General features: G+C 58.9%; 22 protein-coding genes, 2 pseudogenes and 1 riboswitch. Of the genes and pseudogenes, 12 read left to right on the forward strand and 12 right to left on the reverse strand.

The features are described 5' to 3' along the window. Positions 1-951 precede the first annotated feature (951 nt). From AC0L3L_RS25350 to virB11, 11 genes are read left to right on the forward strand one after another with little or no spacing between them, the layout of a single operon-like run. On the forward strand, positions 952-1734 hold the full coding sequence (locus tag AC0L3L_RS25350) for a type IV secretion system lytic transglycosylase VirB1 (RefSeq protein WP_473639622.1): 783 nt from the start codon (positions 952-954) through the stop codon (positions 1732-1734). 14 nt (positions 1735-1748) lie between these two features. Then, complete coding sequence (gene virB2 / locus AC0L3L_RS25355) at positions 1749-2114, forward strand: pilin major subunit VirB2 (RefSeq protein WP_473523894.1); 366 nt, start codon at positions 1749-1751, stop codon at positions 2112-2114. Then, positions 2114-2440 carry a type IV secretion system protein VirB3 gene (locus tag AC0L3L_RS25360; protein WP_473491954.1) on the forward strand — a complete coding sequence of 109 codons (327 nt, stop codon included), beginning with the start codon at positions 2114-2116 and terminating at the stop codon, positions 2438-2440. Before virB2 ends, AC0L3L_RS25360 begins: the two co-directional genes overlap by 1 nt. Further along, on the forward strand, positions 2440-4809 hold the full coding sequence (locus AC0L3L_RS25365; RefSeq protein ID WP_473639624.1) for a VirB4 family type IV secretion/conjugal transfer ATPase: 2370 nt from the start codon (positions 2440-2442) through the stop codon (positions 4807-4809). The genes AC0L3L_RS25360 and AC0L3L_RS25365 overlap by 1 nt, the downstream gene beginning before the upstream one ends. A gap of 13 nt (positions 4810-4822) precedes the next feature. Beyond that, a complete protein-coding gene (locus AC0L3L_RS25370) occupies positions 4823-5503 on the forward strand; it encodes a TrbJ/VirB5 family protein (protein WP_473639626.1) in 681 nt (226 codons plus the stop codon). 58 nt (positions 5504-5561) lie between these two features. Beyond that, positions 5562-6449, forward strand: a complete 888-nt coding sequence (locus AC0L3L_RS25375; RefSeq protein ID WP_473639628.1) for a type IV secretion system protein — start codon at positions 5562-5564, stop codon at positions 6447-6449. Positions 6450-6476: 27 nt separating this feature from the next. Continuing rightward, positions 6477-6635 carry a type IV secretion system lipoprotein VirB7 gene (locus tag AC0L3L_RS25380; RefSeq protein ID WP_082827328.1) on the forward strand — a complete coding sequence of 53 codons (159 nt, stop codon included), beginning with the start codon at positions 6477-6479 and terminating at the stop codon, positions 6633-6635. Further along, a complete protein-coding gene (locus AC0L3L_RS25385; protein ID WP_473479381.1) occupies positions 6632-7345 on the forward strand; it encodes a type IV secretion system protein VirB8 in 714 nt (237 codons plus the stop codon). Before AC0L3L_RS25380 ends, AC0L3L_RS25385 begins: the two co-directional genes overlap by 4 nt. After that, positions 7342-8223 (forward strand): TrbG/VirB9 family P-type conjugative transfer protein, encoded by an 882-nt coding sequence (locus AC0L3L_RS25390; protein ID WP_473489538.1) that lies wholly within the window; start codon positions 7342-7344, stop codon positions 8221-8223. The genes AC0L3L_RS25385 and AC0L3L_RS25390 overlap by 4 nt, the downstream gene beginning before the upstream one ends. Further along, positions 8220-9362, forward strand: coding sequence for a type IV secretion system protein VirB10 (gene virB10, locus AC0L3L_RS25395; RefSeq protein WP_473639630.1), 1143 nt, complete (start codon positions 8220-8222; stop codon positions 9360-9362). Before AC0L3L_RS25390 ends, virB10 begins: the two co-directional genes overlap by 4 nt. Beyond that, positions 9346-10386 carry a P-type DNA transfer ATPase VirB11 gene (virB11, locus tag AC0L3L_RS25400; RefSeq protein WP_473489536.1) on the forward strand — a complete coding sequence of 347 codons (1041 nt, stop codon included), beginning with the start codon at positions 9346-9348 and terminating at the stop codon, positions 10384-10386. The genes virB10 and virB11 overlap by 17 nt, the downstream gene beginning before the upstream one ends. A gap of 123 nt (positions 10387-10509) precedes the next feature. Here the strand turns inward: virB11 and AC0L3L_RS25405 are convergent, their stop codons facing one another. From AC0L3L_RS25405 to thiC, 9 genes are all read right to left on the reverse strand, one after another. Continuing rightward, entirely contained in the window at positions 10510-13050 is a 2541-nt protein-coding gene (locus AC0L3L_RS25405) for a two-component system VirA-like sensor kinase (RefSeq protein WP_473639632.1), read from the reverse strand. Between the two features lie 174 nt (positions 13051-13224). Next, positions 13225-13977 carry a carbonic anhydrase gene (locus tag AC0L3L_RS25410; protein WP_473479395.1) on the reverse strand — a complete coding sequence of 251 codons (753 nt, stop codon included), beginning with the start codon at positions 13975-13977 and terminating at the stop codon, positions 13225-13227. A gap of 141 nt (positions 13978-14118) precedes the next feature. Beyond that, positions 14119-14247, reverse strand: coding sequence for a hypothetical protein (locus AC0L3L_RS25415; RefSeq protein WP_473479398.1), 129 nt, complete (start codon positions 14245-14247; stop codon positions 14119-14121). Positions 14248-14987: 740 nt separating this feature from the next. After that, on the reverse strand, positions 14988-15740 hold the full coding sequence (locus AC0L3L_RS25420) for a hydroxymethylpyrimidine/phosphomethylpyrimidine kinase (RefSeq protein ID WP_473479402.1): 753 nt from the start codon (positions 15738-15740) through the stop codon (positions 14988-14990). Then, on the reverse strand, positions 15731-16336 hold the full coding sequence (locus AC0L3L_RS25425) for a thiamine phosphate synthase (protein WP_473489532.1): 606 nt from the start codon (positions 16334-16336) through the stop codon (positions 15731-15733). Before AC0L3L_RS25425 ends, AC0L3L_RS25420 begins: the two co-directional genes overlap by 10 nt. Continuing rightward, positions 16333-17106, reverse strand: a complete 774-nt coding sequence (locus AC0L3L_RS25430) for a thiazole synthase (protein ID WP_473489531.1) — start codon at positions 17104-17106, stop codon at positions 16333-16335. Before AC0L3L_RS25430 ends, AC0L3L_RS25425 begins: the two co-directional genes overlap by 4 nt. Before the next feature lies 1 nt (position 17107). Beyond that, a complete protein-coding gene (thiS, locus tag AC0L3L_RS25435) occupies positions 17108-17305 on the reverse strand; it encodes a sulfur carrier protein ThiS (protein ID WP_473479407.1) in 198 nt (65 codons plus the stop codon). After that, entirely contained in the window at positions 17274-18275 is a 1002-nt protein-coding gene (gene thiO / locus AC0L3L_RS25440; RefSeq protein WP_473639634.1) for a glycine oxidase ThiO, read from the reverse strand. Before thiO ends, thiS begins: the two co-directional genes overlap by 32 nt. Continuing rightward, a complete protein-coding gene (gene thiC / locus AC0L3L_RS25445) occupies positions 18272-20107 on the reverse strand; it encodes a phosphomethylpyrimidine synthase ThiC (RefSeq protein ID WP_473639636.1) in 1836 nt (611 codons plus the stop codon). The genes thiO and thiC overlap by 4 nt, the downstream gene beginning before the upstream one ends. A 103-nt stretch (positions 20108-20210) precedes the next feature. Further along, positions 20211-20327: riboswitch (TPP riboswitch) on the reverse strand. Positions 20328-20332: 5 nt separating this feature from the next. Between thiC and AC0L3L_RS25450 the strand changes: the two genes are divergently transcribed. Next, positions 20333-21190: an acyltransferase family protein gene (locus AC0L3L_RS25450; RefSeq protein WP_473639638.1), complete on the forward strand. Its 858-nt coding sequence runs from the start codon at positions 20333-20335 to the stop codon at positions 21188-21190. Between the two features lie 24 nt (positions 21191-21214). On the opposite strand, the pseudogene AC0L3L_RS25455 reads toward AC0L3L_RS25450, so the two are convergent. The 3 genes and pseudogenes from AC0L3L_RS25455 to AC0L3L_RS25465 form a co-directional block, all read right to left on the reverse strand. Continuing rightward, a pseudogene (locus AC0L3L_RS25455) lies at positions 21215-21622 on the reverse strand (GNAT family N-acetyltransferase); the annotation flags it as partial. Continuing rightward, positions 21621-21938, reverse strand: a pseudogene (locus tag AC0L3L_RS25460) (response regulator); the annotation flags it as partial. The pseudogenes AC0L3L_RS25460 and AC0L3L_RS25455, both read right to left, overlap by 2 nt. Positions 21939-22375: 437 nt before the next feature. Next, entirely contained in the window at positions 22376-23530 is a 1155-nt protein-coding gene (locus AC0L3L_RS25465; protein ID WP_473630560.1) for a porin, read from the reverse strand. Positions 23531-24082: the final 552 nt, after the last annotated feature.

A 24082-nucleotide genomic window follows, 5' to 3' on the forward strand; every position in this document is an offset into this window, starting at 1 on the left:
GATCATCTCGACATCCTCCGGCTCGTGGATCCAGCTCGGACATGGTTGAGCAGCGCGGCGTTTGGTTGATCGGAGAGGCGGTCGGCGGAAGAAGACCGTGATTCGCTGCAGCGGCCTTGTGCCAAATAGTATGTCTCCTGCCAAGCCGGCTTCGTCCAAGGTGGCCGGCGGCCTCAAATGCTGTTCGGGCGACCGGCAGGTCGCCGGTTGCGGTGAACGTCCGGGCTAACATTTCTCAGTTACTGCAACTCCCTCCATCTGGAGGGTGTCACTATGCTTGTCCATTGCGCCGTCGCACTCCGTCAATGGCGTGCGGTTTTCTGCCGATGGGACTGTGCATGATCCACCCGTTGCCGGCGGCGGCCGAACAGCTGAACCAGGCTCGCACCAGGATGGGCTGCGCCGCCACGTCTTCCCAGTTGACCCTCGCCCCCGCGGATTTGCGCCTTCGAGCCAGCTTCGCGGACGAGCTCGCGTCTCAAGCAATGATCTGAGTGTGCAGGGCCGCGCATGGCTGCTCTTAAAGCACCGGCAGCATACCGGCAAAGTTGGGCTGCTTTATCGCCTTCGTCGATTCCCCACGGTGATCCCGAGCCCGAACAAACCCGCCAAGCTTCCCATTTTGTCCTTGGCTTGGCGCTGACAGAAGATCCCATCACCATCCATGACGACGAAGTCGCGGGCCCCGGTCCAGGAGCAACGGACGGCGGGGACGAGCAATCCTGCACAGGAGTCATCATACCAAGATGCTCCGGATGTCGCTGGCTGATCGGGCCCGCGCCACCCACGCATGCGCAAGATGCTCACCCATGCTGACACGAACACGGTCTTTGCTTCAGTTGAAACCGAAAAGCTGAAATTGAACATCACAGAGTAACAAACCTCCCCGATAAGCGCGTGCCGGACAGGGCCAGAACTCGTCCGGCGGCTTGGAAAGGTAGGTGATAGGGAATGTTTATTGCAGCTTGGCCCCTGGCCATCGTCCTGTTGACATCCATGTCACTCCCAGCCGAGCCCGCGCCACTTTCTCCCCGTGAGTTCCACAGCCTGTCGCGCAAATGCGCTCCATGGGTTGCGCCGTCCACCCTCGCCGCGATTGCCAAGATTGAAAGTGGCTTTGAAACGCTGGTGGCTCATGACAACACCACAGGTGAGCAGCTTCGCTGGATAGATCACCTGGAAGCCACGCGCGGCATCAAGGACCGCCTCGAAGCAAAACATTCTGTCGACGTTGGGTTGATGCAGATAAACAGCAACAACTTTCCCATGCTCCATCTCACGCCGGAAAAGGCTTTCGAGCCCTGCGCCTCGCTTACGGCTGCCGCCCACTTGCTTGAAAGCCGGTATGCCGGCGGCACGACTGCTCCGGCGCAGCAACTTGCGCTTCGCCGTGCCATCTCGGCCTATAACACGGGCGACGTCACGCGTGGCTTCACCAACGGTTATGTACGCAAGGTCGAGTCGGCCGCAAACGACATCTCAAGTCACCTTGAGACAACGCTGGAGCCGACCGCTCAAGATGTGCCAGACCTTGAGGCAGCCGGTCCGAAAACCGTGCCCCCTCTGCTCGAACAGAGCCAACAGACTAATGAAAAGCAGCCCGCACAAGATTCGTGGGACGTTTGGGGGTCCTATCAGCGAAACCGCTCCGGGGCCGATCCCTCCGGTCCGACAGGCAGCCAGGCTGCGGAAGAGCGGGAACCCTCGAACCCGAACAAACTCGTATTCGATTGAATCATGGAGATGCAATGATGAAGCCACTCAAAATACTTCGTACGTTTAAAACGCGTGTTCCTTCGCCTTTTTCCATGCTGCGCATGGCGGCTGAATATATACCGGCCGCTGCTGCAGGCGCGGCGTGGACGGTGTTCTCCAGCGGGCCAGCCGCGGCTCAGGTGACCGGAGGGACGGATCCCGCCAAGATGGTCCAGAATATCTGCACCTTCATACTTGGCCCCTTCGGACAATCACTGGCCGTGCTTGGACTCGTGGCCATCGGTATCTCTTGGATGTTCGGTCGTGCTTCACTTGGCCTGGTTGCGGGTGTCGTTGGAGGGATCGTCATCATGTTCGGCGCCAGCTTCCTGGGCAAGGCGCTCATAGGCGGTGGCTGATGAGCGACCGGCTGGAAGTGAGCACCCTCTATGTGGCGGCGACACGCCCCGCACTGTTTCTGGGGGTGCCGCTGACGCTGGCCGGATTGCTCATGATGTTGGCTGGGCTCGTCATCATTATACTTCAGAATCCACTCTACGAAATCGTGCTCGTGCCACTCTGGTTTGGAGCACGGCTGGTTGTTGAGCGTGACTATAACGCCGCAAGCGTCGCGCTCCTCTATTTGCAGACCGCCGGCAGAAGCGTGGACGGGCCGGTCTGGGGCGGCGCGAGCGTCAGCGCCAATCCGATCAGAGTGCCGAAACGCGGAAGAGGAATGGTGTAATGTTTGGCACCAGTGGCCGGACCGAGAGATCTGGCGAGATCTATCTTCCGTATGTCGGTCATTTAAGCGACCAGGTTGTCCTTCTGGAAGACGGATCGATCATGGCCATGGCACACGTGAGCGGCCTGCCATTTGATTTGGAAGACGCTGAGATGCGCAACTCGCGCTGCCGCGCGTTCAACACTCTCTTGCGCAACATCGCCGATGACAATGTCACGCTATACGCTCATCTTGTGCGAAATAACGACGTGCCGGAGCCGGCACCGCGCCAGTTTCAAAGTGCATTCGCTGGCAGTCTGAGCGAGGCCTACGAGAGCCGTGTGCTGTCGGGAAAGCTCTTTCGCAACGATCACTTCCTCACTGTCGTCGTGTTCCCCCGCACCGCAATCGGCAAGATCGGCTGGCGCATTGCCAAATCCCCCAGACGGAATGACAGCGATCTGGCCACCCAAATGCGAAGCCTGGAAGACCTCTGGCAGATCATTGCAGGCTCACTCGGCGGTTACGGTCTGCGCCGGTTGGGTATTCGTGAGAGAGGCAACGTGCTCTTTACGGAAATTGGTGAGGCGCTTCGGCTGATAATGACTTGCCGGTTTCTTCCGGTTCCGATGGTTACCGGCTCACTTGGCGCCTCAATCTACACTGACCAGGTCATCTGCGGGAAGCGGGCGCTTGAGATTCGAAGACCCGGGGATAGCTCCGTGGGATCTTTGTTTTCGTTCCGTGAATATCCGGCGACGACGCGGCCAGGCATGCTAAATCCCTTGCTGTCCGCCAACTTCCCGCTTGTCCTCAGCCAGAGCTTTTCCTTCCTCACTCGGCCACAAGCTCATGCGAAACTTAGCCTTAAGTCCAGCCAGATGACGAGCGCCGGCGACAAGGCTCTCACCCAGATCAATGAACTTGCCGAGGCAGAGGACGGACTGGCAAGCAACGAGTTCGTGATGGGTTCGCATCATCTGAGCCTGTGCGTCTATGCCGACAGCCTCAAGAGCCTTGCAGATAGCGCAGCAAATGCGCGCGCAAGGCTGGCCGACACTGGCGCCGTTATCGTCCAAGAGGGTATCGGCATGGAGGCCGCGTACTGGTCCCAACTCCCGGGGAACAACAGGTGGCGCACGCGCCCCGGGGCGATCACCTCGTACAATTTTGCCGGGCTCGTCTCATTTGAGAATTTCCCAAGCGGTTCCGATTCCGGCCACTGGGGCAATGCTGTTGCGCGATTTCGCACAAACGGTGGAACTTCCTTCGACTACATCCCCCACGAGAATGACGTCGGCATGACGGCAATATTCGGGCCCGTTGGCAAGGGCAAGACGACGCTGATGACCTTTGTCCTCGCGATGCTTGAGCAAAGCCTGGTCGATCGCAGTGGTGCGATCGTCTTCTTTGACAAGGACCGGGGTGGTGAACTGCTAGTGCGAGCCACGGGAGGGACATATCTTGCGTTGCGCAGAGGCGCTCCGAGCGGCTTGGCCCCTCTGCGTGGCCTGGACAACACCTCCGCCTCGCTGGACTTTCTGCGCGAGTGGTTGATGGCCCTAATCGAGAGTGACGGCCGTGGTCCGATCTCCCCGGAGGAAAGCCGTCGGTTGGAACGCGGCATTGTTCGTCAACTTTCGTTCGAACCCGTCATGCGCTCACTTGCGGGCCTACGCGAATTCCTGCTGCACAGCCCCTCCGAGGGCGCAGGAGCACGGCTGCAGCGGTGGTGTAGAGGGAATGCGCTTGGATGGGCGTTTGACGGCGATGTGGACGAAGTAAGGCTGGATGCCTCCATTACAGGCTTCGACATGACGCAGCTCCTGGAATTTGAGGAGGTCTGTGCGCCGGCCGCCGCATATCTTCTGCATCGCGTGGGTGCTGTTGTCGATGGCCGTCGGTTTGTCATGAGCTGCGACGAATTTCGCTTCTATCTGCTCAACCCCCAGTTCTCGGCTGTGATCGACAAGTTCTTGCTCACCGTCCGCAAAAACAACGGGATGTTGATACTCGCAACGCAGCAGCCTGAACACGTGCTTGAATCGCCCCTGGGAGCTAGTCTCGTTGCACAATGCATGACGAAGATTTTCTACCCGTCACCGACGGCCGACCGAGCTGCGTATGTCGATGGCTTGAAGTGCACTACGCAGGAGTTCGAGGCAATCCGCCAGGGAATGGCAATTGGCAGCCGCAAGTTTTTGCTCAAGCGCGACAGCGGGAGTGTTGTTTGCGAATTCGACCTTGGGGAGATGCGCGAGTATGTAGCCGTACTCTCGGGGCGGGCCAACACCGTGCGCTTTGCCGACCAGCTTCGTGACCAGTACGGAGATGCCCCAAGTGGGTGGCTCGACAAGTTCATGGCTCGTTACCACGAAATTCAAGACTGACGGAGGAATATTCATGAGATTTGCCAAGCTTGCAGCAACAACGCTTGCTGCTTCCTTTCTGCTTAGCACACAGGCCCGGTCGCAATTTGTCGTCAGCGACCCGGTAACAGAAACACAAGTGACCTTAACAGCGGTTTCCAATGCGGCGATCCTTGAGAGGTCAATCGCGACGCTCGCTACCACGATCGAAATGGTGGATATGCTAAAGTCGTCATTCGGTGTCACAGGACTGTTGGGCGCACTGAACCAAGGAAATCACTACCCGTCGAGCAATAAGCTGGAGGGGCAGATGTTTGATGCTCGGGCGCCAGTTTCGACCATGGCGCGTAACATTGCGCAGGACCCAAATCGGATAGTCACCGGCACCGATGCAGAAGGGAAACTGTTAGAGGGGCAAATCGCTGGTGCCGCCAATGCCGCAGGTCTTGCAGCCGACACTCTGGACGTAATGGACAAGCGCCTTAGGGCTAACGACAACACGCTTGGTCAGCTTTCCAGCTCGAGAAATATTGTGCAGGCCACCGTGACCAACGGTCTGGTCCTCAAGCAGATTCACGATGCGATCATCCAAAATGTCCAGGCCACCAGTCTGCTGACGATGGCCACTGCACAAGGGAGCCTTCACGCAGTGGAGGAGGCCGCCACGCAGCGTCGGGAACGCCAGGACACCGCCAAGATGTTCAGCCTGCCGTGAACCACACAGAGTTCATCCGGCTCAACTCCGCTGATCAGGGACAAATCAGGCTCACGCCATGAATTTCCAAATTCCCGCGCCATTCACGGCCATACACACGATCTTTCATTTGGCCTTCACGTCAGGGCTGCACAACGTGCTTGAAAAAATCCAAGAGGCGATCAGCGCGCCTCTGGTTGCGTGTGTGACGCTTTGGATAATAATCCAAGGCTGTCTGGTTATGCGTGGTCAAGTTGATGCGCGTGGAGGTATCTCGCGCGTAATCATGGTGTCGATTGTCGTCGGCCTTATCTTAGGGCAGGCCAACTACCAGCAGTACATTGAAACGGTCTTCGACGACACGATTCCAAGGCTTGCTCACCAGATGAGTAGCAGCGACTTGCCCTTCATCGATATTCCTCGGAAGCTCGACTGGATGTTTGCTTCAACTCAGTATGCCTTTCAGATGATTGCTTCGGAAATTGGGCCTATGAACGGTCAGGACATACTTGCTTTCGAGGGAGCGCAATGGATTTTCTACGGCTCGCTTTGGACAGCATTCGAAATCTATGATGCCGTTGGAATTTTGACGAAGGTGCTCTTGGCGATCGGCCCCCTGGTTCTTGTCGGCTACCTTTTTGATCACACTCGAGACATGGCTACCAGATGGATCGGCCAACTTGTCTCGTACGGGCTGCTGCTTCTCCTTCTCAACATCGTTGCGACGATAGTTATCGCGGCCGAAGCAGTCGCGCTGACAGCCATGCTTGTTATGATCAAATTCTCGAGCACGACAGCAGCCAAGATCATCGGGCTTTACGAGATCGACATGCTTTTCCTGGCTGGTGACGCTCTGATCGTCGCCCTTCCGACGATCGCCAGCAGCATCGCCGGCGGCTCTTGGGCAGGGGCGAACCGACCTCTTAACAACCTCAATCGCTACTTTGCCAAAACGGCGGGTCGTTAATCAATCAACAAGCGCGGTATCAAAAACATGAAACGCTATCTACTGTTGTCAATCCTCGCTTTGGCGGCCTGCAAGACAACCGATCGGCTTGCGACCTGCACGGGTACGCCATTCCAACTGAACGCGGGACAATGGGAAACCACACCTGAGGATCTTCAGGTTGAGTGTACGGAAGAGCCCAAGTGAAATTTCCTGAACATGCCCTTCTGGTGGAGAGAGAAACGCTAGCTGCTCACTACAAGAAGGTGGAAGCGTTTCAAACTTCACGAGCGAAGTCTGCGCGGCGCCTGTCAAAGGCCCTTATAGCCTTTGCGGCAGCGGCGGTCCTCGGAAATGTTGCCCAGGCATTTACCATCGCTGCCATGGTCCCGTTGGCCAAGCTCGTACCTGTGTTCCTATGGGTACGGCCGGACGGGACCGTAGACAGCGAAGTGTCAATCTCTCGACTGCCCGCAACCCAAGACCGAGCCGTCATAAACGCTTCGCTGTGGGAATATGTACGCCTGCGCGAGGGCTACACAGCAGATACAGCCCAATATGCCTATGACCTCGTGTCCAGTTTCAGCGCACCGGCTGTGCAACAGCAATATCAAGATTTCTTCAACTATCCAAATCCCACCTCGCCGCAAGTCACGGTCGGCAAGCGCGGCAAGCTCGAGGTCGGGCATATTTCCTCAAACGACCTCAGTCCCGACGTTCAACAGATCCGATACAAACGTATGCTTGTTGTCGATGGGCAGATGCCGATAGTGACCACATGGACAGCTACCATCCGTTACGAGCGCCTGACGGGTCTGCCTGGCCAATCGAGGCTCACCAATCCGGGAGGTCTACTCGTCACCTCCTATCAAGCCTCGGAAGATACCGTATCGAACCTGGGCTATGCGCAGCCATGACAAAAAGAGCATTTTTCGCGCTGGCCTGTTCACTCCTCTTCGCGACGGAAGCGTGCGCGGAAGACACGCCACTTGCCGGCAAGCATGATGCGCGGATGCGCTACCTGGCTTACCGTCCCGACGAAGTGGTGCGCCTATCGACCGCAGTGGGGGCAACGCTGGTTGTCACATTCGCGGCCAACGAGACCGTCGCAGCCGTGGCCGTTTCCAATAGCAAAGACCTGGCTGCGCTCCCGCGCGCCAACTATCTCTTTTTTAAGGCTAGCCGGATGCTGTCGCCGCAGCCGGTCATCGTGCTGGCCGAGAGCGAGTCCGGTACACGCAGATACGTCTTCAGTATTTCAACCAAAGCGATGCCAAAACTTGATGAGCAGCAACCAGACCTATACTACAGTGTGCAGTTCACCTATCCTGCTGATGAGGCTGCTGCTCAGAGAAAGGAAGCAGAAAGGCGCTCGATTCTTGGCCAGGCCCGGGCGAAAGTGCTGCAAGACCAGAGAGTTCAGGATTTGTTGAATCGGCCCGCCGCAACTGCCAGTCCGGACGAAAGCAATTTTCACTACGTCGCAAAGGGCGATCGATCGCTGGCGCCGCTGGAAGTTTTCGATAATGGCTTTACGACCGTATTTGGCTTCGCAAGCAATTCCCGCATACCCTCCCTCTACGTTATCAATCCCGACGGGAAAGAAGCCGCTGCCAATTACACGGTCAAAGGGGACTATGTTGAAGTATCCGCAGTCGCCCGGGAATGGCGTCTGAGAGATGGCAATACGGTCTTGTCCATTTTCAACAGGGCTTATGATCCTGTGGGACGAGCGCCAGTGACCGGTACAGTGACACCCGACGTGTGGCGCGTTTTGAAAGGCTCGGGCCGATGAATGAAACCGGCCCACAGTCGGGACATGATGTCCATGCATCCGGATCGATGGTCTCGGAGCCGGCCCGCCGGCATGTTTCGGGATTGCAGAAGTTGGCCGTCGCCGGTCTTGTTCTCATCTCATCTCTATCGCTCATCTGGCTCGGAGGTCGTCCCGGCACACAAGACGATCCGTCTCAGCCAAAACCGCCAATTGTCGCCAACGCCGAACCATTCCGCCCTGTGCCAATTGAGATTGCTCCCGAACCTCCAGCACCCGTACAGGCGGCCCAGGCAGGAGATCCTGCGCCATCCACGCCGCCCCCACCGGCGCCAGCTGATCCGCCGCCCGAGGAAACGCCAATTTTCGCCTACAGTAGCAGCAGTCAAATGCCCAATGACGGTCAGCGGAGCGAAGACAACCATAAGGATGCTCCCGCGACCGCGGATGAGATTTCAAACGGTGGCGATCTGTCAGGCCGATTGAAGCCAGATATACAGGAGCCGAGCCGGGCCACACTTATGCCGCACCCTGATCTCGTGATTACTCAAGGAACGATCATTCCGTGCATTTTGCAAACGGCAGTCGACACAAATTTACCCGGCTATGTGAAGTGCGTCTTACCTAAAGACGTCCGCGGCGCCACCAACAATGTCGTGCTCTTGGATCGCGGGACGACCGTGATTGGCGAGATCCAGCGCGGTCTCCAGCAGGGGGATGCGCGTGTCTTCGTGCTGTGGACGCGCATCGAAACACCTGACCATGCCCTCGTTTCGATAGCATCGCCGGGCGCTGACGAGCTCGGCCGCTCCGGAATGCCTGGCACGGTGGACAATCACTTCTGGCAACGCTTTGGCGGAGCGATGCTCATGAGCGTCATCCAAGGCGCGTTTCAGGCGGCCGGTCAATACGCGGCCAGCTCTGGCGGAGGAAGCGGCATCAACAGCTTCCAGAGCAATGGCGGACAAGCCGTCGAGACGACACTGAGAGCGACGATCAACTTTCCGCCAACTCTGAAGAAAAACCAGGGAGATGCTGTATCCATCTTTGTGGCTCGGGACCTCGATTTCTCAGATGTATACGATCTTAGAGCGACCGCCGTGGCGCCAGCCCCCCAACATCGCGAACGCCGGAGAGACAACAATGCGATCGGAGGCTGATCCTCAATTGCGTTTGCTTCTCGACCCCGTTCTGAAATGGCTTGAGGAGCCAAGGACCGAAGAGGTCGCTATCAACCGGCCTGGGGAAGCCTTTGTCCGACAGGCCGGCGTTTTCACGAAACATCCGCTACCGCTATCTTATGACGATCTGGAGGACATCGCGATCCTCGCTGGAGCGCTGCGCAAGCAAGATGTCGGACCGCAAAGCCCCCTCTGTGCGACTGAGCTGCCGAACGGAGAGCGGCTGCAGATCTGTTTGCCGCCCGCTGTTCCCTCAGGAACAATAAGCCTGACGATACGGCGTCCCTCAAGTCGTGTGACCGAACTAAAGGAAGTTTCTTCTCGCTACGAACACTCGCGTTGGAATCAATGGCGGTCACGAAACGAGCGCCAGGAGCGGCAGGACGAAACGATTCTTCAGCACTACGACCATGGTGACTTGGAGCAATTTTTGCGGGCCTGCGTCTGCGGGCGGCTCACCATGCTGCTTTGCGGACCTACTGGAAGCGGCAAAACGACAATGAGCAAGACTTTGATCGACGCTATACCCCCGCAAGAGAGGTTGATCAGTATCGAGGACACGCTCGAGCTTGCAATCCCGCACGAGAATCATGTCCGGTTACTCTATCCGAAGGACCGAACAGGCTTAGGTGCGGTGACAGCCGAGCAACTGTTGCAGGCCAGCTTGCGCATGCGCCCTGATCGAATATTGCTCGGCGAGATGCGCGATGATGCTGCTTGGGCTTACCTTAGCGAAGTCGTCTCCGGCCATGCGGGATCGATATCAACGATTCATGGGGCTGATCCGGTCCAAGGCTTTAAAAAGCTCTTTTCACTCGTCAAGAGCAGCCCGCAAGGAGCCGCTGTGGAAGACCGCACGCTTCTTGACATGCTGTCGGCTGCCATTGACGTCATTGTACCGTTCCGTACCCAAGGCGAAGTGTATGAGGTGGGAGAGCTATGGCTCGCCGCCGATGCCCGGCGACGGGGAGAGACAGTAGCCGACCTTCTTAACAAGCACTAAGGCTAGAACAGCGTCTCGGGATCGATAAGTCGATTGTGATGTGACGCGTCATTTTGTTCTGCTTCGATGTCTTTTTGACGGGCCTTCTCAGATTGCTTGGGTAGCCTGAGCGAGTCGGCGGCATCATGCCATCATCATTGTACGAATTGCATGCTCCATTGCCCTGGACGAGACCGGCTTCGCTAGCCAAAGGACGAAGGCCTGATTATCAGATGTGACCGGCATGGGGTCGATTTCACCGACAACTATGACAGGCACCGTCATGAGGGTGGGGCATACGGATTCGGCCTGTCCTCGCTCGAGGAAAGGCGTTTTACCCAAAATTAGCAGGTCAGCTGCCTTCCCGCTCTCGATCCAGCCGCAAAGACTTTCGAAGGTCGCGAAGCCGACCGGCTTATAACCCAGCGCGGCGACCTCGTCCTTGTAGATCTCCAACTCTGCTGGATCGGGCTCGACGACTGCAATGATTTCTCCGTTGCCGAATGATCCGTCGTATGGACCGAAAGCGATGCCAGCGCTGACTGGCTCCTCCTCGGAGGCCGGTAAGTAGATATCAAAGCGCGTACCTCGGCCAACAGCCGAGGTGACGTCAAGGCATCCTGCGAGCGCGCTCACATGGCTGTCCACTGCAGCAAGACCCAGTCCGGTCCCGCCGACGCGAGAGCGCGTGGTAAAAAAGGGCTCAAAGATATGCGGAAGTACCGAACTTGCGATCCCTGGGCCATCGTCGCTGATGGAGAGGAGAACGTAATCTCCCGGTCTCAAGGTGCCCTGAGCGAGCGGCTTCGTTTGACGGACGTGGGCGCGAGAAACGCTAACCTCGACACGGCCCTCATTCAAGAGAGCCTCCGACGCGTTCTTGCACAGATTCATAAGAATCTGCTGTAGCTCGGTTGGGCTGCCCTCGATTACCGTTTGCCACTCGTTGATCTTGAAGTTCAACTGAACATCCGCACGAACTGTAACCCTCAGCAATGGCGCAAGATCCATTACAATTTCGGAGACATCGAAAGGCATTACCGCGCGCTTCCGGTTCCGGCTTAGTGACAAAATCTGGTCAACGATCAGCTTGGCTCGGTTGCCGGCCAAAATGATTTGGCTGATGTGGCTCCGAATTCTCGATGGGCCGCGCACAAGACGTTTGGCTATCTCTGCGTAGCCGATTATTGCTCCTAAAGTATTGTTGAATTCATGTGCAGCGCCGCTTGCGACTGTGCCGACCGTCCTCAGCCTTTCCGCATGCTCCCTTTGACTCACGAGAAGGTTGCGTTCCGCGTGTACACGTTGCATTTGAAGATGGTTGCTTAAACGCACAGTGGCGCTGCCAAGAACCTGGAGGTCGTCTGCTGAGGGGAGTGAGCGATCTCCTTCAAAAACAAGGATGCAAACCGCAGCCTGCTGATCGGAGGCCCTGCAACCAACAATTTGACAAACACCCGAAGTGCCTACGGCAGTCCGAACCACTTGCGGCGCCGGAACGACGCGAAACACTGGCTGTCCTGCGTCGATAAGTGAGACGACTTCGCCGATAAGCGCGGCGTTCCAGACGCGCATGCGCGTGTTCGCCACAAAGCACTCGGTATGCCTGCTGAGACTCGGATCCACCAGAGCAAGCGCGCATTGATCCGCATCGAAAACGCGTTTAACGACTCTAAGAGCTGCTTCGGTGGAGAAGCGCAGCGAGACGTTCGTTGCTTGACTGTCGTTGAAGCGAGCTTCGATCTCACTCATTGCCGCTTCAAGCTCCAACCGCCTTTCCAACCGTTTCGTGCGCACATGCAGCCTGGAGGCCCGAACGATCCCAAACAAGCAGAGGCATATGGACACCGAGCCAAAGAAAAGTCGCGTATGCTGCGCTTGCGAGCTGGCCAAGCTATAGCCTTTCAGATGTTCTCGCTCCAGTTCAGCGGCCTTGGCGCGCGTGTCGAAGGATGCGATCCGATTGGCAGCGCGGTCCAACCTAGACATAGCCGACAGGACAGCGCGGCCCTTGCGGACAACATCCTCGGCGGCTTGGTCCTGTCTCGGAGCAAGTCGGTCGAGAGACCAATCGATCTGTGATGCGAGGCTGAGTCCCGGCCTGGCCGAAAACTGAAGGATCAGATTGGAAAGTTCACGCCTGCTTGACGGTGCCCCCTCAAGGCTATTAGCCGAGCGAGCAAAGTCTGCGAGAGAGCTTTGCATAAGCTCATTTTGCGCGGCCAAGGCTGCGATGGCAGCCGCTGTGTGTTCGATGGACTTTTTGAGCTGTGCAAGCAATCTGGAGTGCCCTCCGGAGCTCTCATCTGGCGAAATCTCGAGATGGCCTTGCAAGTTTTTAAGATTCCTTTGCAATGCCTGTCCGGTAGAAGCAACCGAACGGTAGTCCAATACGATATCGGTCCGAGCGCGGTCGACGTCGCGCTGGAGCAATGCGGAGTTGATCTGAATCGTTCGCAGCTCGCTTAGGGCCGCCTCGTTGATCTGGGGGGCCTGCCTTTGTGTCCCGACCAAGAGCACAAACCAGGCCGCTAGTGCGATTACAAATACTTTGTCGGTACTGAGCCATTTTTCCCAAGGAAACGGCGTTTGATCCGCGGTGCACGCCTTGCGAAGGTCCAATCTGAATTCTAGCTCCCCATCCCTTCGGTGTGCTGCCGGATGCTGTTGGAACAGGAAAGCCACGTGTACCTCTCCCTCATAAAGACGGTTTAAGATCGTCGCCCACTTGGTCTTGATCCGCTCCCAGGACGAGGATGAGCTCCCAAAGGGCCTCAGCGACGCGGAGCGCATCCTCACGATATTGGGGATTAGACGTCGATATAGCGCGCCAGCCTGGCCTCGCCCGTGACGGGGACCTCAGCCGAGGCCTAGGATGAAGCGCCGATTGGGTGAACGGATAGGCCGCGCGTTCAGGGGGTAGAGTGAGGTAAATCGCTCCATGTCTGCCGGGTCGACCTCAACCGGTTCCGTCGCCAGCATCCACTCGACGTTTTCGGTGCATGGCGGAGTCGTCAAGGATCCCGCATACGTCCAGTAGCCAAGTGAGGCCGGTAGAAGCCCGTTGGGCTCGACCTCGTCGACCGCTGTTTCCTCACCTGAGATTGCGGGAAATGCTGCGGCAAGGCTGGCGAAGCTGGCATTTATCGCGCCTGGCGCCAGAAACACGCCCAGCACACCCAGAGTGTCGCTGTCGGTGTCTTTATGGACGAAATGCGCTTCCATCGGAAAATTCTTGCCTGCCACGTAGTGTTCGCTCGGCGCATGGAAATGGAACTGTACCAGTTCGTAGACACGATCCCCGCGGGTGAGGGTGCTGCCTTGCGGCAGGTTGACTTGGATGGTGTGGCCGTTGTTCACCATCCTGCCGCCGGCCTTGTGCCAACCTATGGCGATGTGCGGAATATCCGCTTTGACCGCGCCCTTGATATCGATCGGCGATTGCTGCGTGCCCGCCGAGCAGACGAAATTTCCCTTGTCCAGCTCGCCCCAGTGTTCGGGCCCGGCCGGGCCGGCATATCCCCAATGGGTGCCCGCCGCCCCCGCGGCATCAGCGCAAATGGAACACGCGCCGAGTGCAACGAACCCTTTGATCAGATTACGACGATGCATATTGCTTTCGCTCCTGGACGTGAACTGGAGTTTATCATTTGCGGTTGGCATGGCGGGAACTGCGGTCGCAACTGTGAGGTGGCAACATCATCGCAACTACGCCGAACAACTCGGCATACGACCAGAGCATCGCGCAGGGCTTCACGTCGGCGCATAGACGACATCCTCGTCGGGGCCGCCGCTGAGCTTGTCATTGTCCTCACCGACGGTATGCGGTTTGTAGCGGCCATTCCGAGCTATCTGCGCCGAATACGTGGTCGTTGCCTCCACGACCACCGATTACCCTGGGTATCCCAGATCGCATCCTCGGCCTCGTGACGCCTTCATATTCATCATCCGTCGACTAGAGAAATCGATTGCTTCAATTAAGAACATTCACGTTTTGGATGCATTCACGCGTAATCCGCGGCACTTCTGAGGACGCCTCACTTCGGCGGGCTTGCTATTGAAGCGTTCGCCTCCTCAAGCAGCTCAGGGCCGCCCCCGTGTGGAAGCTGGTGCCCCGAGTCTCGATGCGGCAATCGCGACCGCATCAAGCGAGCACCCGCCATCGTCGCCTCGGAGCCTCTGGTCGACGGGGTAGCGTTTTGAGTGGCAACGGCCGAAGGTGCGCTGCTGCCACGGCAGCTTTCCACTTCAGCTGGCGTCTCGAGCGCCTGTCGCAACACCTCACCTATTGCCAGCCAGCAGGACGGCACGACTACTCAGCCAGCATCGGCGCGACGCTGACCACACCGATCTATTCGGATGGCCGCACTTCGGCGCTTGTACGACGGAATAAGGAATCGCCCAATCAGGCCCGGATCGATACCTACGGTGAGGACAATAACAAGCTCAGCGGCGCCCCGACGAGGAGTCGGCCGCGCTCTGGTCCGTCAGCAAGTGACTGCAGCATGGACCACGTACACCGCAGCCCGACTTGCCTTGAATGGCGTCGTCGAGCAGCGATGTCGGCCAGCGCACCACGCTCGACGTTCTCAACGCCCAGGCCGTAGTCATCACCGGCAAGATCAATCGTGCCGAAGCCTCTCGAAAACAAACAGCTTGCCTTCGCGCACGCTGTCTTCGAGCGGCTTCGCCTTCGCCAGATGCGCCGCAATCGCGCTGGCCAGCACGCAACCTGTTCCGCGCATCGATGCGGCAAGGCGCGGTGCATCGAAGGGGATGGGTTCATGACCGGAGCGTAACAGAATATCGGTCGATCGGGGTCCCGACGCATGCCCACCCTTAATCAGCAGGGCTTGAGCACCGACGGCCAGCAGTCTTTGTCCTTGTTGGAGCGCTCCGTCCTCATCCACTGCCAGTTCGGAGCCAATAAGGAGCGCCAGTTCAGGGAGGTTGGGCGTGACAATGCAGCAAAGTGGCATCAGATCGCGCTTCATGGCATCGATAGAGCCTGCTTCCAGAAGTGCGTGGCCTGAAGTGGAGGCCAGCACAGGGTCGAGTACTGCCGGCACTTGCCCATTTTCGCGCAGCACCGCCGCAACGGTAAGGATGGTCTCGGCTGTTCCGAGCATGCCGATCTTGATTGCCGCCACTTCGTTGGCCTGCAGCGCGGCGTGCATCTGATCGGCCACCAGGCTTGGTGGCGAACGATTAATTTCCATGACGGCGTCGTGCGTTTGCACCGTCAGCGCGGTGACAGCAAGACAGGTGCGCACGCCAATGGCAGTGATCGTCTCGATGTCTCGTGCTATTCCAGCACCCCCGCTGGAATCCGATCCGCCGACGACAAGCACATGGGGTTCGCGCCTCAGCGCCATGGCTTTGTCTTTTCGATCCACTCGCGTGTTCGCGCTTCCGGGTCGGGATTCAATGTAATGTCGGTCACCACGGCGGCGCTGTCCGCACCGGCACCGAATACATCCTCGAGCCGGTTGGGATTGAGGCCGCCGATCGCGACCAGGGGTGTCGGCGCGATCCGGCGCTTCCATTCACCGAGCCGCTCTAGCCCTTGCGGCGTCCACTTCATCCTCTTCAAGATGGTGGGATAGATCGGACCGAGCGCAATATAGTCGGGCTCCGCAAACATGGCCGTTTCCAGCTCGACATGATCATGCGTGCTCAATCCGAGCCTGACGCCGGCTGCCCGTATCCTCGAGAGGTTGGCGGTTTGCAAATCCTCCTGGCCGAGATGCACGAAATCGCAGCCTTCCTCGATTGCCAGGCGCCAATGATCGTTGACGACGAGCTGGCATTTGTGTTGGGCACACAAGGCATTCGACTTGCGGATCTCGGCGCGCAACCTGGTCTCATTCATGCTTTTGATGCGAAGCTGAACCTGCTTGACGCCGATCGGCGCCAACCGTTCTATCCAGGCAGCGCTGTCGACGATCAGGTAGAAGGGATCGAGCTTCATGAAAAAACTGCCCTGCCGATGGTCGGCGTCGATGGTTCGGCAACCTCGCGCGGTTCGAGCATTCCCGAGCAGAAAGCTTCACGGCCGGCTTCGACCGCCTTGCCGAATGCTCGTGCCATGCCGACGGGGTCGGCCGCCTTGGCGACAGCGGTGTTCAGGAGCACGGCGTCAAAGCCGAGTTCCATGACGGTCGCCGCATGCGACGGCCGCCCGAGGCCAGCGTCCACAATCAGCGGGACGCCGGGGAAATGTCCGCGCATCGAGCGCAGCGCAGTTATGTTGATCGGTCCGAGGGCGGAACCGATCGGTGCGCACCACGGCATCAAGACCTTGCAGCCCGCCTCCAGCAGCCGCTCGGCGACAACACGGTCGTCGGTGGTATAGGGGAATACCGAAAATCCATCCTCGCACAGGATGCGGGCGGCTTGGACCAGTCCGAACACATCAGGCTGCAGAGTGTCGTGGTTGCCGATCACCTCGAGCTTGATCCAGGTCGTGTCGAACAATTCGCGCGCCATTCTCGCCGTCGTGACCGCTTCCTTGACGGAGTGGCAGCCGGCCGTGTTGGGCAGGATTCTCATGCCGAGCGAGCGGATCAGCGACCAGAATTTTTCGCCAGCCCTGCCGCCTGCCATCTCGCGGCGCAAGGAAACGGTTACCACCGCCGTGCCCGACGCCTGGACCGCATCGGCAAGGATGGCCGGCGAAGGGTATTGAGCCGTGCCGAGAAGCAGGCGGGAAGGAAGCGTCGTCCCGAGAAGTTCGAACATGCTAGCCTCCCTGCATCGGCGAGAGGATTTCGATGCGGTCGCCGTCGCTCAACCGGAATTCCGCCCGGCTGGCTTTGTGCACGAGGTCGCTGTTGACGGCGGTCGCCAGCCAATCGCCTTCATAGTCGAGCGCGGCAAGCAGTTCGGCCAGGGTTGAGGCGTCAATCTCAAGCGCTTGGCCGTTGACGATCAGTTTCATTGGCAGGCTCCAAGGATTTGTCGTGACTGAAGACGAGTTCGGCCGCCTGGCGCGCCATGGCGGGCGCGAGAAGAAAGCCATGGCGATAAAGCCCGTTGATCGCGACGGTGCTTTCGCGTGCTTCGACACGCGGCAGATTGTCGGGAAAGGCTGGGCGGACGCCGACACCGGTTTCAACGATCTCGGCCTCGCCAAAGGCCGGATGGAGGGTATAGGTCGCGCCCAAAAGCTCCATCATGGAACGCGCCGTGACCCGTCCAGCGGACTGGCTCTCGATCATCGTAGCGCCGGCCATGAAATGGTGGTCAGTGCGCGGCACTACGTAGAGCGGAAAGCGCGGATGAAGCAGCCGGACCGGGCGCAAGAGCGAGACATCGGGCGTGCGCAGGATCAGCATCTCGCCGCGAACGCCGCGCAGTCGGTCGTCTTCCGCCGCGATGCCCGTGCAGTCGATCCGGCGATCGAAACCGCAAACATGCCGGGCCTTGGCGCCGAAGTGAAATTCGACTCCCATGGCTGCGAGTTTGTCGTGAAGCGCAGCCATCGCCCGGCGCGGGTCGAGATGGGCTTCGTCGGGGAAGAACAGCGCACGGTGGAAATGACCGGCGAGGTCCGGCTCGAACTGTGCGATTTCGTTTTCATCAACAGGCCTGTACCCCGACGTGCGACTGGCAAACCGGTCGAGCTCGGCCGCATCGCGCTGCGCGGCCACGACCAGTGTTCCGGCCCGCGTCACCTGCCCGGGCGTTGCCGTATCCCACCAGTCGGCGGCGTCGCGTCCGAGATCGAGCACCGGCTGCTCGGCGCTTTCACGTTCGCACCATGGCGCCAACATGCCGCCGGCGAACCACGACGCATTGCCGCCGAGGCTATGCCTCGTCTCGGCAACCGTCACTGCCGCGCCGCGGGTGGCCAGCTCGAAAGCTGCGGTGAGGCCGGCGACGCCGGCCCCTTTGATCAACACCTTCATGACGGCTCATGCGCCTCCGGCATGGGCGGGGCGCTGGTCTCGTCCGCTGGCACGTAGAGATCGCCGCCCTCGCGGTATTTTGCGGCCATTGCCGCCATGCCCTCTTTCTGTGCCTCGGCGCGGATATCGTGGGAAATGCGCATTGAGCAGAATTTCGGGCCGCACATCGAACAGAAATGTGCCAACTTGTGCGCCTCCTTGGGCAAGGTCTGGTCGTGGAAGGACCGCGCGGTCTCGGGATCGAGCGACAGGTTGAATTGATCCTCCCAGCGGAACTCGAAGCGCGCGCGGGAAAGGGCATCATCCCTGAGTTTCGCCGCCGGGTGTCCCTTCGCCAGGTCGGCGGCATGCGCGGCTATCTTGTAGGTGATCACGCCAATCTTGACGTCGTTGCGATCGGGAAGGCCGAGATGTTCCTTCGGCGTGACGTAGCAGAGCATGGCCGTGCCGAACCAGCCGATCATCGCCGCCCCGATACCTGAGGTGATGTGGTCATAGCCCGGCGCGATGTCGGTCGTCAGTGGTCCAAGCGTATAGAACGGCGCCTCGCCGCAAACAGCGAGCTGCTTGTCCATGTTCTCCTTGATCTTGTGCATCGGTACGTGGCCGGGCCCCTCGATCATCACCTGGCAATCCTTGGCCCAGGCGATCTTTGTCAACTCGCCGAGCGTATCCAGTTCGGCGAACTGCGCCGCGTCGTTGGCGTCGGCGATCGAGCCGGGACGAAGGCCGTCGCCGAGCGAGAACGACACGTCGTAGGCGCGGCAGATGTCGCAGATTTCCTCGAAATGCTCGTAGAGGAAGCTTTCGCGGTGATGATGCAGGCACCACTTGGCCATGATCGAACCGCCTCTGCTGACGATACCGGTGACCCGGTCGACCGTCAGCGGGATGTAGTGCAGCCGCACACCGGCATGGATGGTGAAATAGTCGACGCCCTGTTCGGCCTGTTCGATCAGCGTATCGCGGTAGATTTCCCAGGTCAGGTCCTCGGCGATCCCTCCGACCTTCTCAAGCGCCTGGTAGAGCGGCACGGTTCCGATCGGCACCGGCGAATTGCGGACGATCCATTCCCGGATGTTGTGGATGTTGCGACCGGTCGACAGGTCCATGACGGTGTCGGCTCCCCAGCGGATCGCCCAGACCATTTTTTCGACCTCTTCGGCCATCGACGAGGTGACGGCTGAATTGCCGATATTGGCATTGATCTTGACCAGGAAATTGCGGCCGATGATCATCGGCTCGCTCTCCGGATGGTTGATGTTGGCTGGAATGATAGCCCGCCCGCGCGCCACCTCGTCGCGCACGAATTCCGGTGTGACGAAATCGGGGATCGCTGCGCCGAAGGCTTCGCCGTCGCGGTCAAGCTTGCCGCGCAGGATCTCGCGACCAAGGTTTTCGCGGATGGCCACGAACTCCATTTCAGGCGTGATGATGCCGGCGCGCGCATAGGCAAGCTGGGTCACCGCCTTGCCCTGCTTGGCCCTGAGTGGCCGGCTGCAAATGGGAAACTCCGGCGTCAGGCGCTCGCCCGCCGCAAATCCGTTGTCCTCCGGCCGGACGTGGCGGCCGTCATAGTCCTCGACATCGCCGCGTGCCGTGATCCATTCGTGGCGAAGTCGGGCAAGGCCCTTTTCGATACTGATTTCGAGGGTGGGGTCGGTATAGGGGCCGGACGGATCGTAAACGGTGACGGGCGGCTCACCGGCCGTCGGATGGACGGAGATTTCGCGCATCGGCACCCTGATCTGCGGGTGGATGGCACCGGGCCTGTGGATTTTCCGCGAGGCGGGCAGTCGTCCCGTCGAAACCACCGGAGTGAGGGCATTCATCGTGAGGCTCCTTTGCTCATGCATTGGAGACCCAGTTCTGTGCCGGAAGGATGAAAAGACGCTTCTGTTGACCTGCCGAAACAGGACCTCGGGCGTAAACTCCCGCAAAGCGCTTGCACCGTCCCTACGCCAGTATGAACTGGATCAGGTTCAACGGGTCACTGCGCCGCGAAAGCCAGCAGTATCTCAGCCCCTTGCCGGGACTCCCCTGGTGAATGCCCCAGGTTGAACGGGCCGGCTCCGATTTGTCAAGCGCATTCGGGTCCGGCCGAAAGCAGCTATCGCCTAGCTGGCGGCATCCGTTATCCGCTCAAGGCGTTTTTCAAGCGTCGGTTCTCCCGCATCTATCCGGCGCTGCTGGTTTTCGTCCTCGCTTCGAAGGTTGCCTTGTCCGGCACGTTTGTCGCCTTCAAATGGAAAGCGGCGCTGACGGCGCTGACATTCACCTACAACTATGCCGGAATTCTCGTCAGCCGCGCCGGCGCGCTCGACCATATCTGGTCGCTGTGCGTCGAAGAACATGCCTATGTCATCCTGGCGCTGATCAGCTTTGTTGTTTCGGGGCGTGCCCGTGTCGTCATGCTGCTCAGCGCGCTGTCGGTGCTGGCCATGGCGAACGGTGCGATTTCCTACTGGGTCTTCGGGATGGACTACGAGACGACCTATTGGCGAACCGACGTGCGAATCGCCTCGATCCTGCTATCGGCGGTGATATGCCTGCTCAAGGCCGGCGACAGGCTGCCGGCTTTGTTCAAGGGGCCGCATGTCGCGGTTGCGGCGTCCGTCGGGGCGGTTCTTCTGTTCATGGAAACGGTGCCGACGCCTATCCACTATCTGGTCGCGGTGCCGCTGTTGGCGCTTGCCGTCAATTCGCTCGACTTCAGCACGCGGTACCTGACCGGATTCCTGTCCTCCTGGCCGATGGTGACGCTGGGGCTGTGGTCGTATTCGCTCTATCTGTGGCAGCAGCCGTTCTACAAATTCGTCTATTCGCAGGGCAGTGCGCCGCTGCTGATGCTGGCCGGCGCGCTTGCGCTTTGTGCAGCTATTACATCGTTGAAAAGCCGGCTCGCGCCTGGCTGAACCGCAACTGATAGAGCTGTTGCCTCAGCCGGTGATCCGCCTGGTGTAGTAGCGGACTGCCTTCTTGCCGCCGTGGATCACCGCGTCGACGACCTCGACGAAGCCGAGCGCGGCGTGAAAGGCATCCGAAGCCGGATTGGGCGGTTCGGCATTCACCTCGCAAGTGACGATGGTCTGGCCGGCACGCGAAACATGTTCGAATAGATCTTCATAGAGCCTGCGGGCATGGCCGCGGCCACGCGCTTCTCCCGCGACGACGATACGGTCGACATAGACAAAGCGCGGATAGCGCTCGCGAAACCACAGGAAGTTCGGACTGTCGTAGCGGGCGTCCTGGTCGAACGTCATGATGAAGGCTTCGAGCGCACCGATGCGACGCGCATAAAACGCTTCGCCGAGCAGGAAGGACAGGCGTTCCGGCTCAAGCCACGACCTGCTGCGGCGTCAGTTTGGCAAGGCGCTGCACCATCTCGGCGCGATCGGTGCTGTCGGCGTCCGGCGGCTTGCCTTCATAGGTTTCGGGCACGTGGATCGCACCTTCCATCGCCGAGCGAATGGCGGCGGCCAGATCGCTCTTGCGCGCCGATTTCGGGACGAAGCCGGCTGCGCCGTAGGACAGCGCTTCGGAAATGATCTTGGGCTCCTCATGTCCCGAAGCGATGACCACCGGCAGGCGCGGATAGCGGGTCCGAAGCTGCAGCAGCCCGTCGAAGCCATGCACATCGGGCATCCTGAGGTCGAGCAGCGCAGAGATCGAATGGCAGTCCGCTGCGACTCAGACACTAGTCCTTCAAGATGACCCAAACAGAACAAGAATCTTACTGAACCGAACTGATTTTGCAATGACGGTCGCCGAAGATGATTCTGAACCACTGAGGAAACTTGACGAGTGCCTGGACGAAGCGTCCAGGCATTTCTCAGCCGTTCTTGCCGTGCCTCCGAAGCTCTCGATCTCGAGCGCTCATCGCAATGAGGGTAGCACAACAGGGTCAAGATGGGGCCGAGAGACATGTCCTGGACGAGTTATTCAGTGGCATTGCTAAGCGCCCTATGGAAGCCTCGCTGATCAGGCTATGAAGTCCAGCAATCAATGTCCGGGCATGATCGTCCGGGACCACATCTTGAACATCGTAAAGCCAGACACCGAGGCCTCCAGTCGGGCCTCCGACATTCAGATTCGCTCCGTTAGAACGAGCTTTGGAATCGCAGCACGCCGCCGAGGCTGTTCCTTTTGCCGACGTGAGCCGGGTTCATTCCGGAACGGTCGACGGCAGCGAACTTGGCGTAATGGGCATAATCGACTTCGGCTGTGACTGTGAAACCTGGAATGACCATATAGGCGACGTTTGCAGCCAGTCCGGAGTCCCTGAGCTGATCACCCGAGACCTGAAGGTTGAACGAAGTTTTCTCGTTTAACGTGTAAGTGGCGCCCGCCCAGAAAGCCCAGTTGCCGCTCCAAATTTTGTAGAAGCCGCGACCGTGAGCGGCGACCGCGTTGGTTGGGTCATCGTTGAGATTGCCAATGGAGCCGTAGCCGAACATTCCGAATAGCGACAGGTCATCTGTGACATTGACATCGACTCGGAGCTTGCCGGCCAAAGCTTCGTAGTCGCTGTCACGAGCGATTACGCCGGTGATCGCGCCCCAGCCCTGCGTCTGTTTCACGCCGAAGACGACGTGCGGAACATGGCTGTCGATAGTACCGACTACACCCGACCCTTGTTCAAGTGAAACCAGAGCCGAAAAGCCATTATCGGCATCGAAGTAATACTGAGCCGCGTTGGTATCGAAGTCGCCGTACGGAACGAGTACGTTATTGAGCACGTTTCCGGCGTAGCCTGTAAACGTGTCGAAGGCCGACTCGTCCTTGCCAACTCGGAGGCCACCAAGCTGGATCCAGGCGGAAGTCAACTTGACGCCGCTGTTGAAGCTATAGTTGTGAGGGCTTTCCGGACCCGGATAAGCGTTGTGGTTGCCGAAGTTCACGCGAGTCTCAGTATAGGTCTTCAGTGCGCCTAGTTCGGTCTCCTGGCGCGTCCAAGTTTTGAACGTGAAACGCGTGTTGTTTCGCCAGGTGCCCTGAGCCTCGCCAGTTCTCACATCGGAGGTTCTTATCCCGTCATACGATCGGACATCGCTGAGGCCGACGTCGTAACGGATGTAGCCGCCGATGCGCACGCAGGTCTCGGTGTCGGGGATATGGAAGTAGCCCGAACCGTAGACGTCGCAGATCTTGACGTATTCGGTCGGATCCGGCGCGGAGACTTCGTCCGTCGCGCGAGCGACGGAAACGGAGATCAGGGCCGCAACTGAGCCGAGAAGAAGGCTGCTTACGTTCATTCTGGATCTCCAGTTCAAAGAATAAAAGGCGGACGCGTCAAAGGGCGAACCGGCGGCCTATCCCAGGACCAAAAACATGTGCATCTCGGTCCTCTTTCGTACCTGAGGAATGCGCGATACTAAGTTGACTAGAGGGAGTTCCGGTGTGAGTAAGCCAAGTTATACTGTACTTTGCTTTATCGCAGTTCGACTTATGGAATAAACAACTGTGGTTGGCTATCAACTGCCCGAAGGAGGTGAGATTCGACCTCCGTCCGGATCCAAGAAAAGGAAAAATCGCCTATTGCCTTGCCGCGCTTCCCACACCGTTCCTCAAATTCTTTCAGTACATCGTGGATTCAGCATTTCTGAACCAATATTCATCTCCGTTATTTGTGAGTTGGCCGTCGGCGTTAGATGCGGAGCAGCAAGCGACGTGCCATCCTGAAGAGGTAGCTCCGCGCTGACACGTAAATTGGCCGGCGCAACTTCGTCGCGCTCCCTTCTTTTTGCTTTTTGGGGGTCAGGCTGAGCACCGAGCAGACGTTTTGGGACACGGTTCGTATGTTCGAT

The sequence above is a fragment of the Mesorhizobium sp. WSM4849 genome, assembly GCF_055811385.1.

Coding starts and splice junctions, on each gene's coding strand:
- AC0L3L_RS25350 (WP_473639622.1), top strand. CDS start 952: ATGTTTATTGCAGCTTGGCCCCTGGCCATCGTCCTGTTGACATCCATG.
- virB2 (WP_473523894.1), top strand. CDS start 1,749: ATGATGAAGCCACTCAAAATACTTCGTACGTTTAAAACGCGTGTTCCT.
- AC0L3L_RS25360 (WP_473491954.1), top strand. CDS start 2,114: ATGAGCGACCGGCTGGAAGTGAGCACCCTCTATGTGGCGGCGACACGC.
- AC0L3L_RS25365 (WP_473639624.1), top strand. CDS start 2,440: ATGTTTGGCACCAGTGGCCGGACCGAGAGATCTGGCGAGATCTATCTT.
- AC0L3L_RS25370 (WP_473639626.1), top strand. CDS start 4,823: ATGAGATTTGCCAAGCTTGCAGCAACAACGCTTGCTGCTTCCTTTCTG.
- AC0L3L_RS25375 (WP_473639628.1), top strand. CDS start 5,562: ATGAATTTCCAAATTCCCGCGCCATTCACGGCCATACACACGATCTTT.
- AC0L3L_RS25380 (WP_082827328.1), top strand. CDS start 6,477: ATGAAACGCTATCTACTGTTGTCAATCCTCGCTTTGGCGGCCTGCAAG.
- AC0L3L_RS25390 (WP_473489538.1), top strand. CDS start 7,342: ATGACAAAAAGAGCATTTTTCGCGCTGGCCTGTTCACTCCTCTTCGCG.
- virB10 (WP_473639630.1), top strand. CDS start 8,220: ATGAATGAAACCGGCCCACAGTCGGGACATGATGTCCATGCATCCGGA.
- virB11 (WP_473489536.1), top strand. CDS start 9,346: ATGCGATCGGAGGCTGATCCTCAATTGCGTTTGCTTCTCGACCCCGTT.
- AC0L3L_RS25410 (WP_473479395.1), bottom strand. CDS start 13,977: ATGCATCGTCGTAATCTGATCAAAGGGTTCGTTGCACTCGGCGCGTGT.
- AC0L3L_RS25420 (WP_473479402.1), bottom strand. CDS start 15,740: ATGGCGCTGAGGCGCGAACCCCATGTGCTTGTCGTCGGCGGATCGGAT.
- AC0L3L_RS25425 (WP_473489532.1), bottom strand. CDS start 16,336: ATGAAGCTCGATCCCTTCTACCTGATCGTCGACAGCGCTGCCTGGATA.
- AC0L3L_RS25430 (WP_473489531.1), bottom strand. CDS start 17,106: ATGTTCGAACTTCTCGGGACGACGCTTCCTTCCCGCCTGCTTCTCGGC.
- thiS (WP_473479407.1), bottom strand. CDS start 17,305: ATGAAACTGATCGTCAACGGCCAAGCGCTTGAGATTGACGCCTCAACC.
- thiO (WP_473639634.1), bottom strand. CDS start 18,275: ATGAAGGTGTTGATCAAAGGGGCCGGCGTCGCCGGCCTCACCGCAGCT.
- thiC (WP_473639636.1), bottom strand. CDS start 20,107: ATGAATGCCCTCACTCCGGTGGTTTCGACGGGACGACTGCCCGCCTCG.
- AC0L3L_RS25465 (WP_473630560.1), bottom strand. CDS start 23,530: ATGAACGTAAGCAGCCTTCTTCTCGGCTCAGTTGCGGCCCTGATCTCC.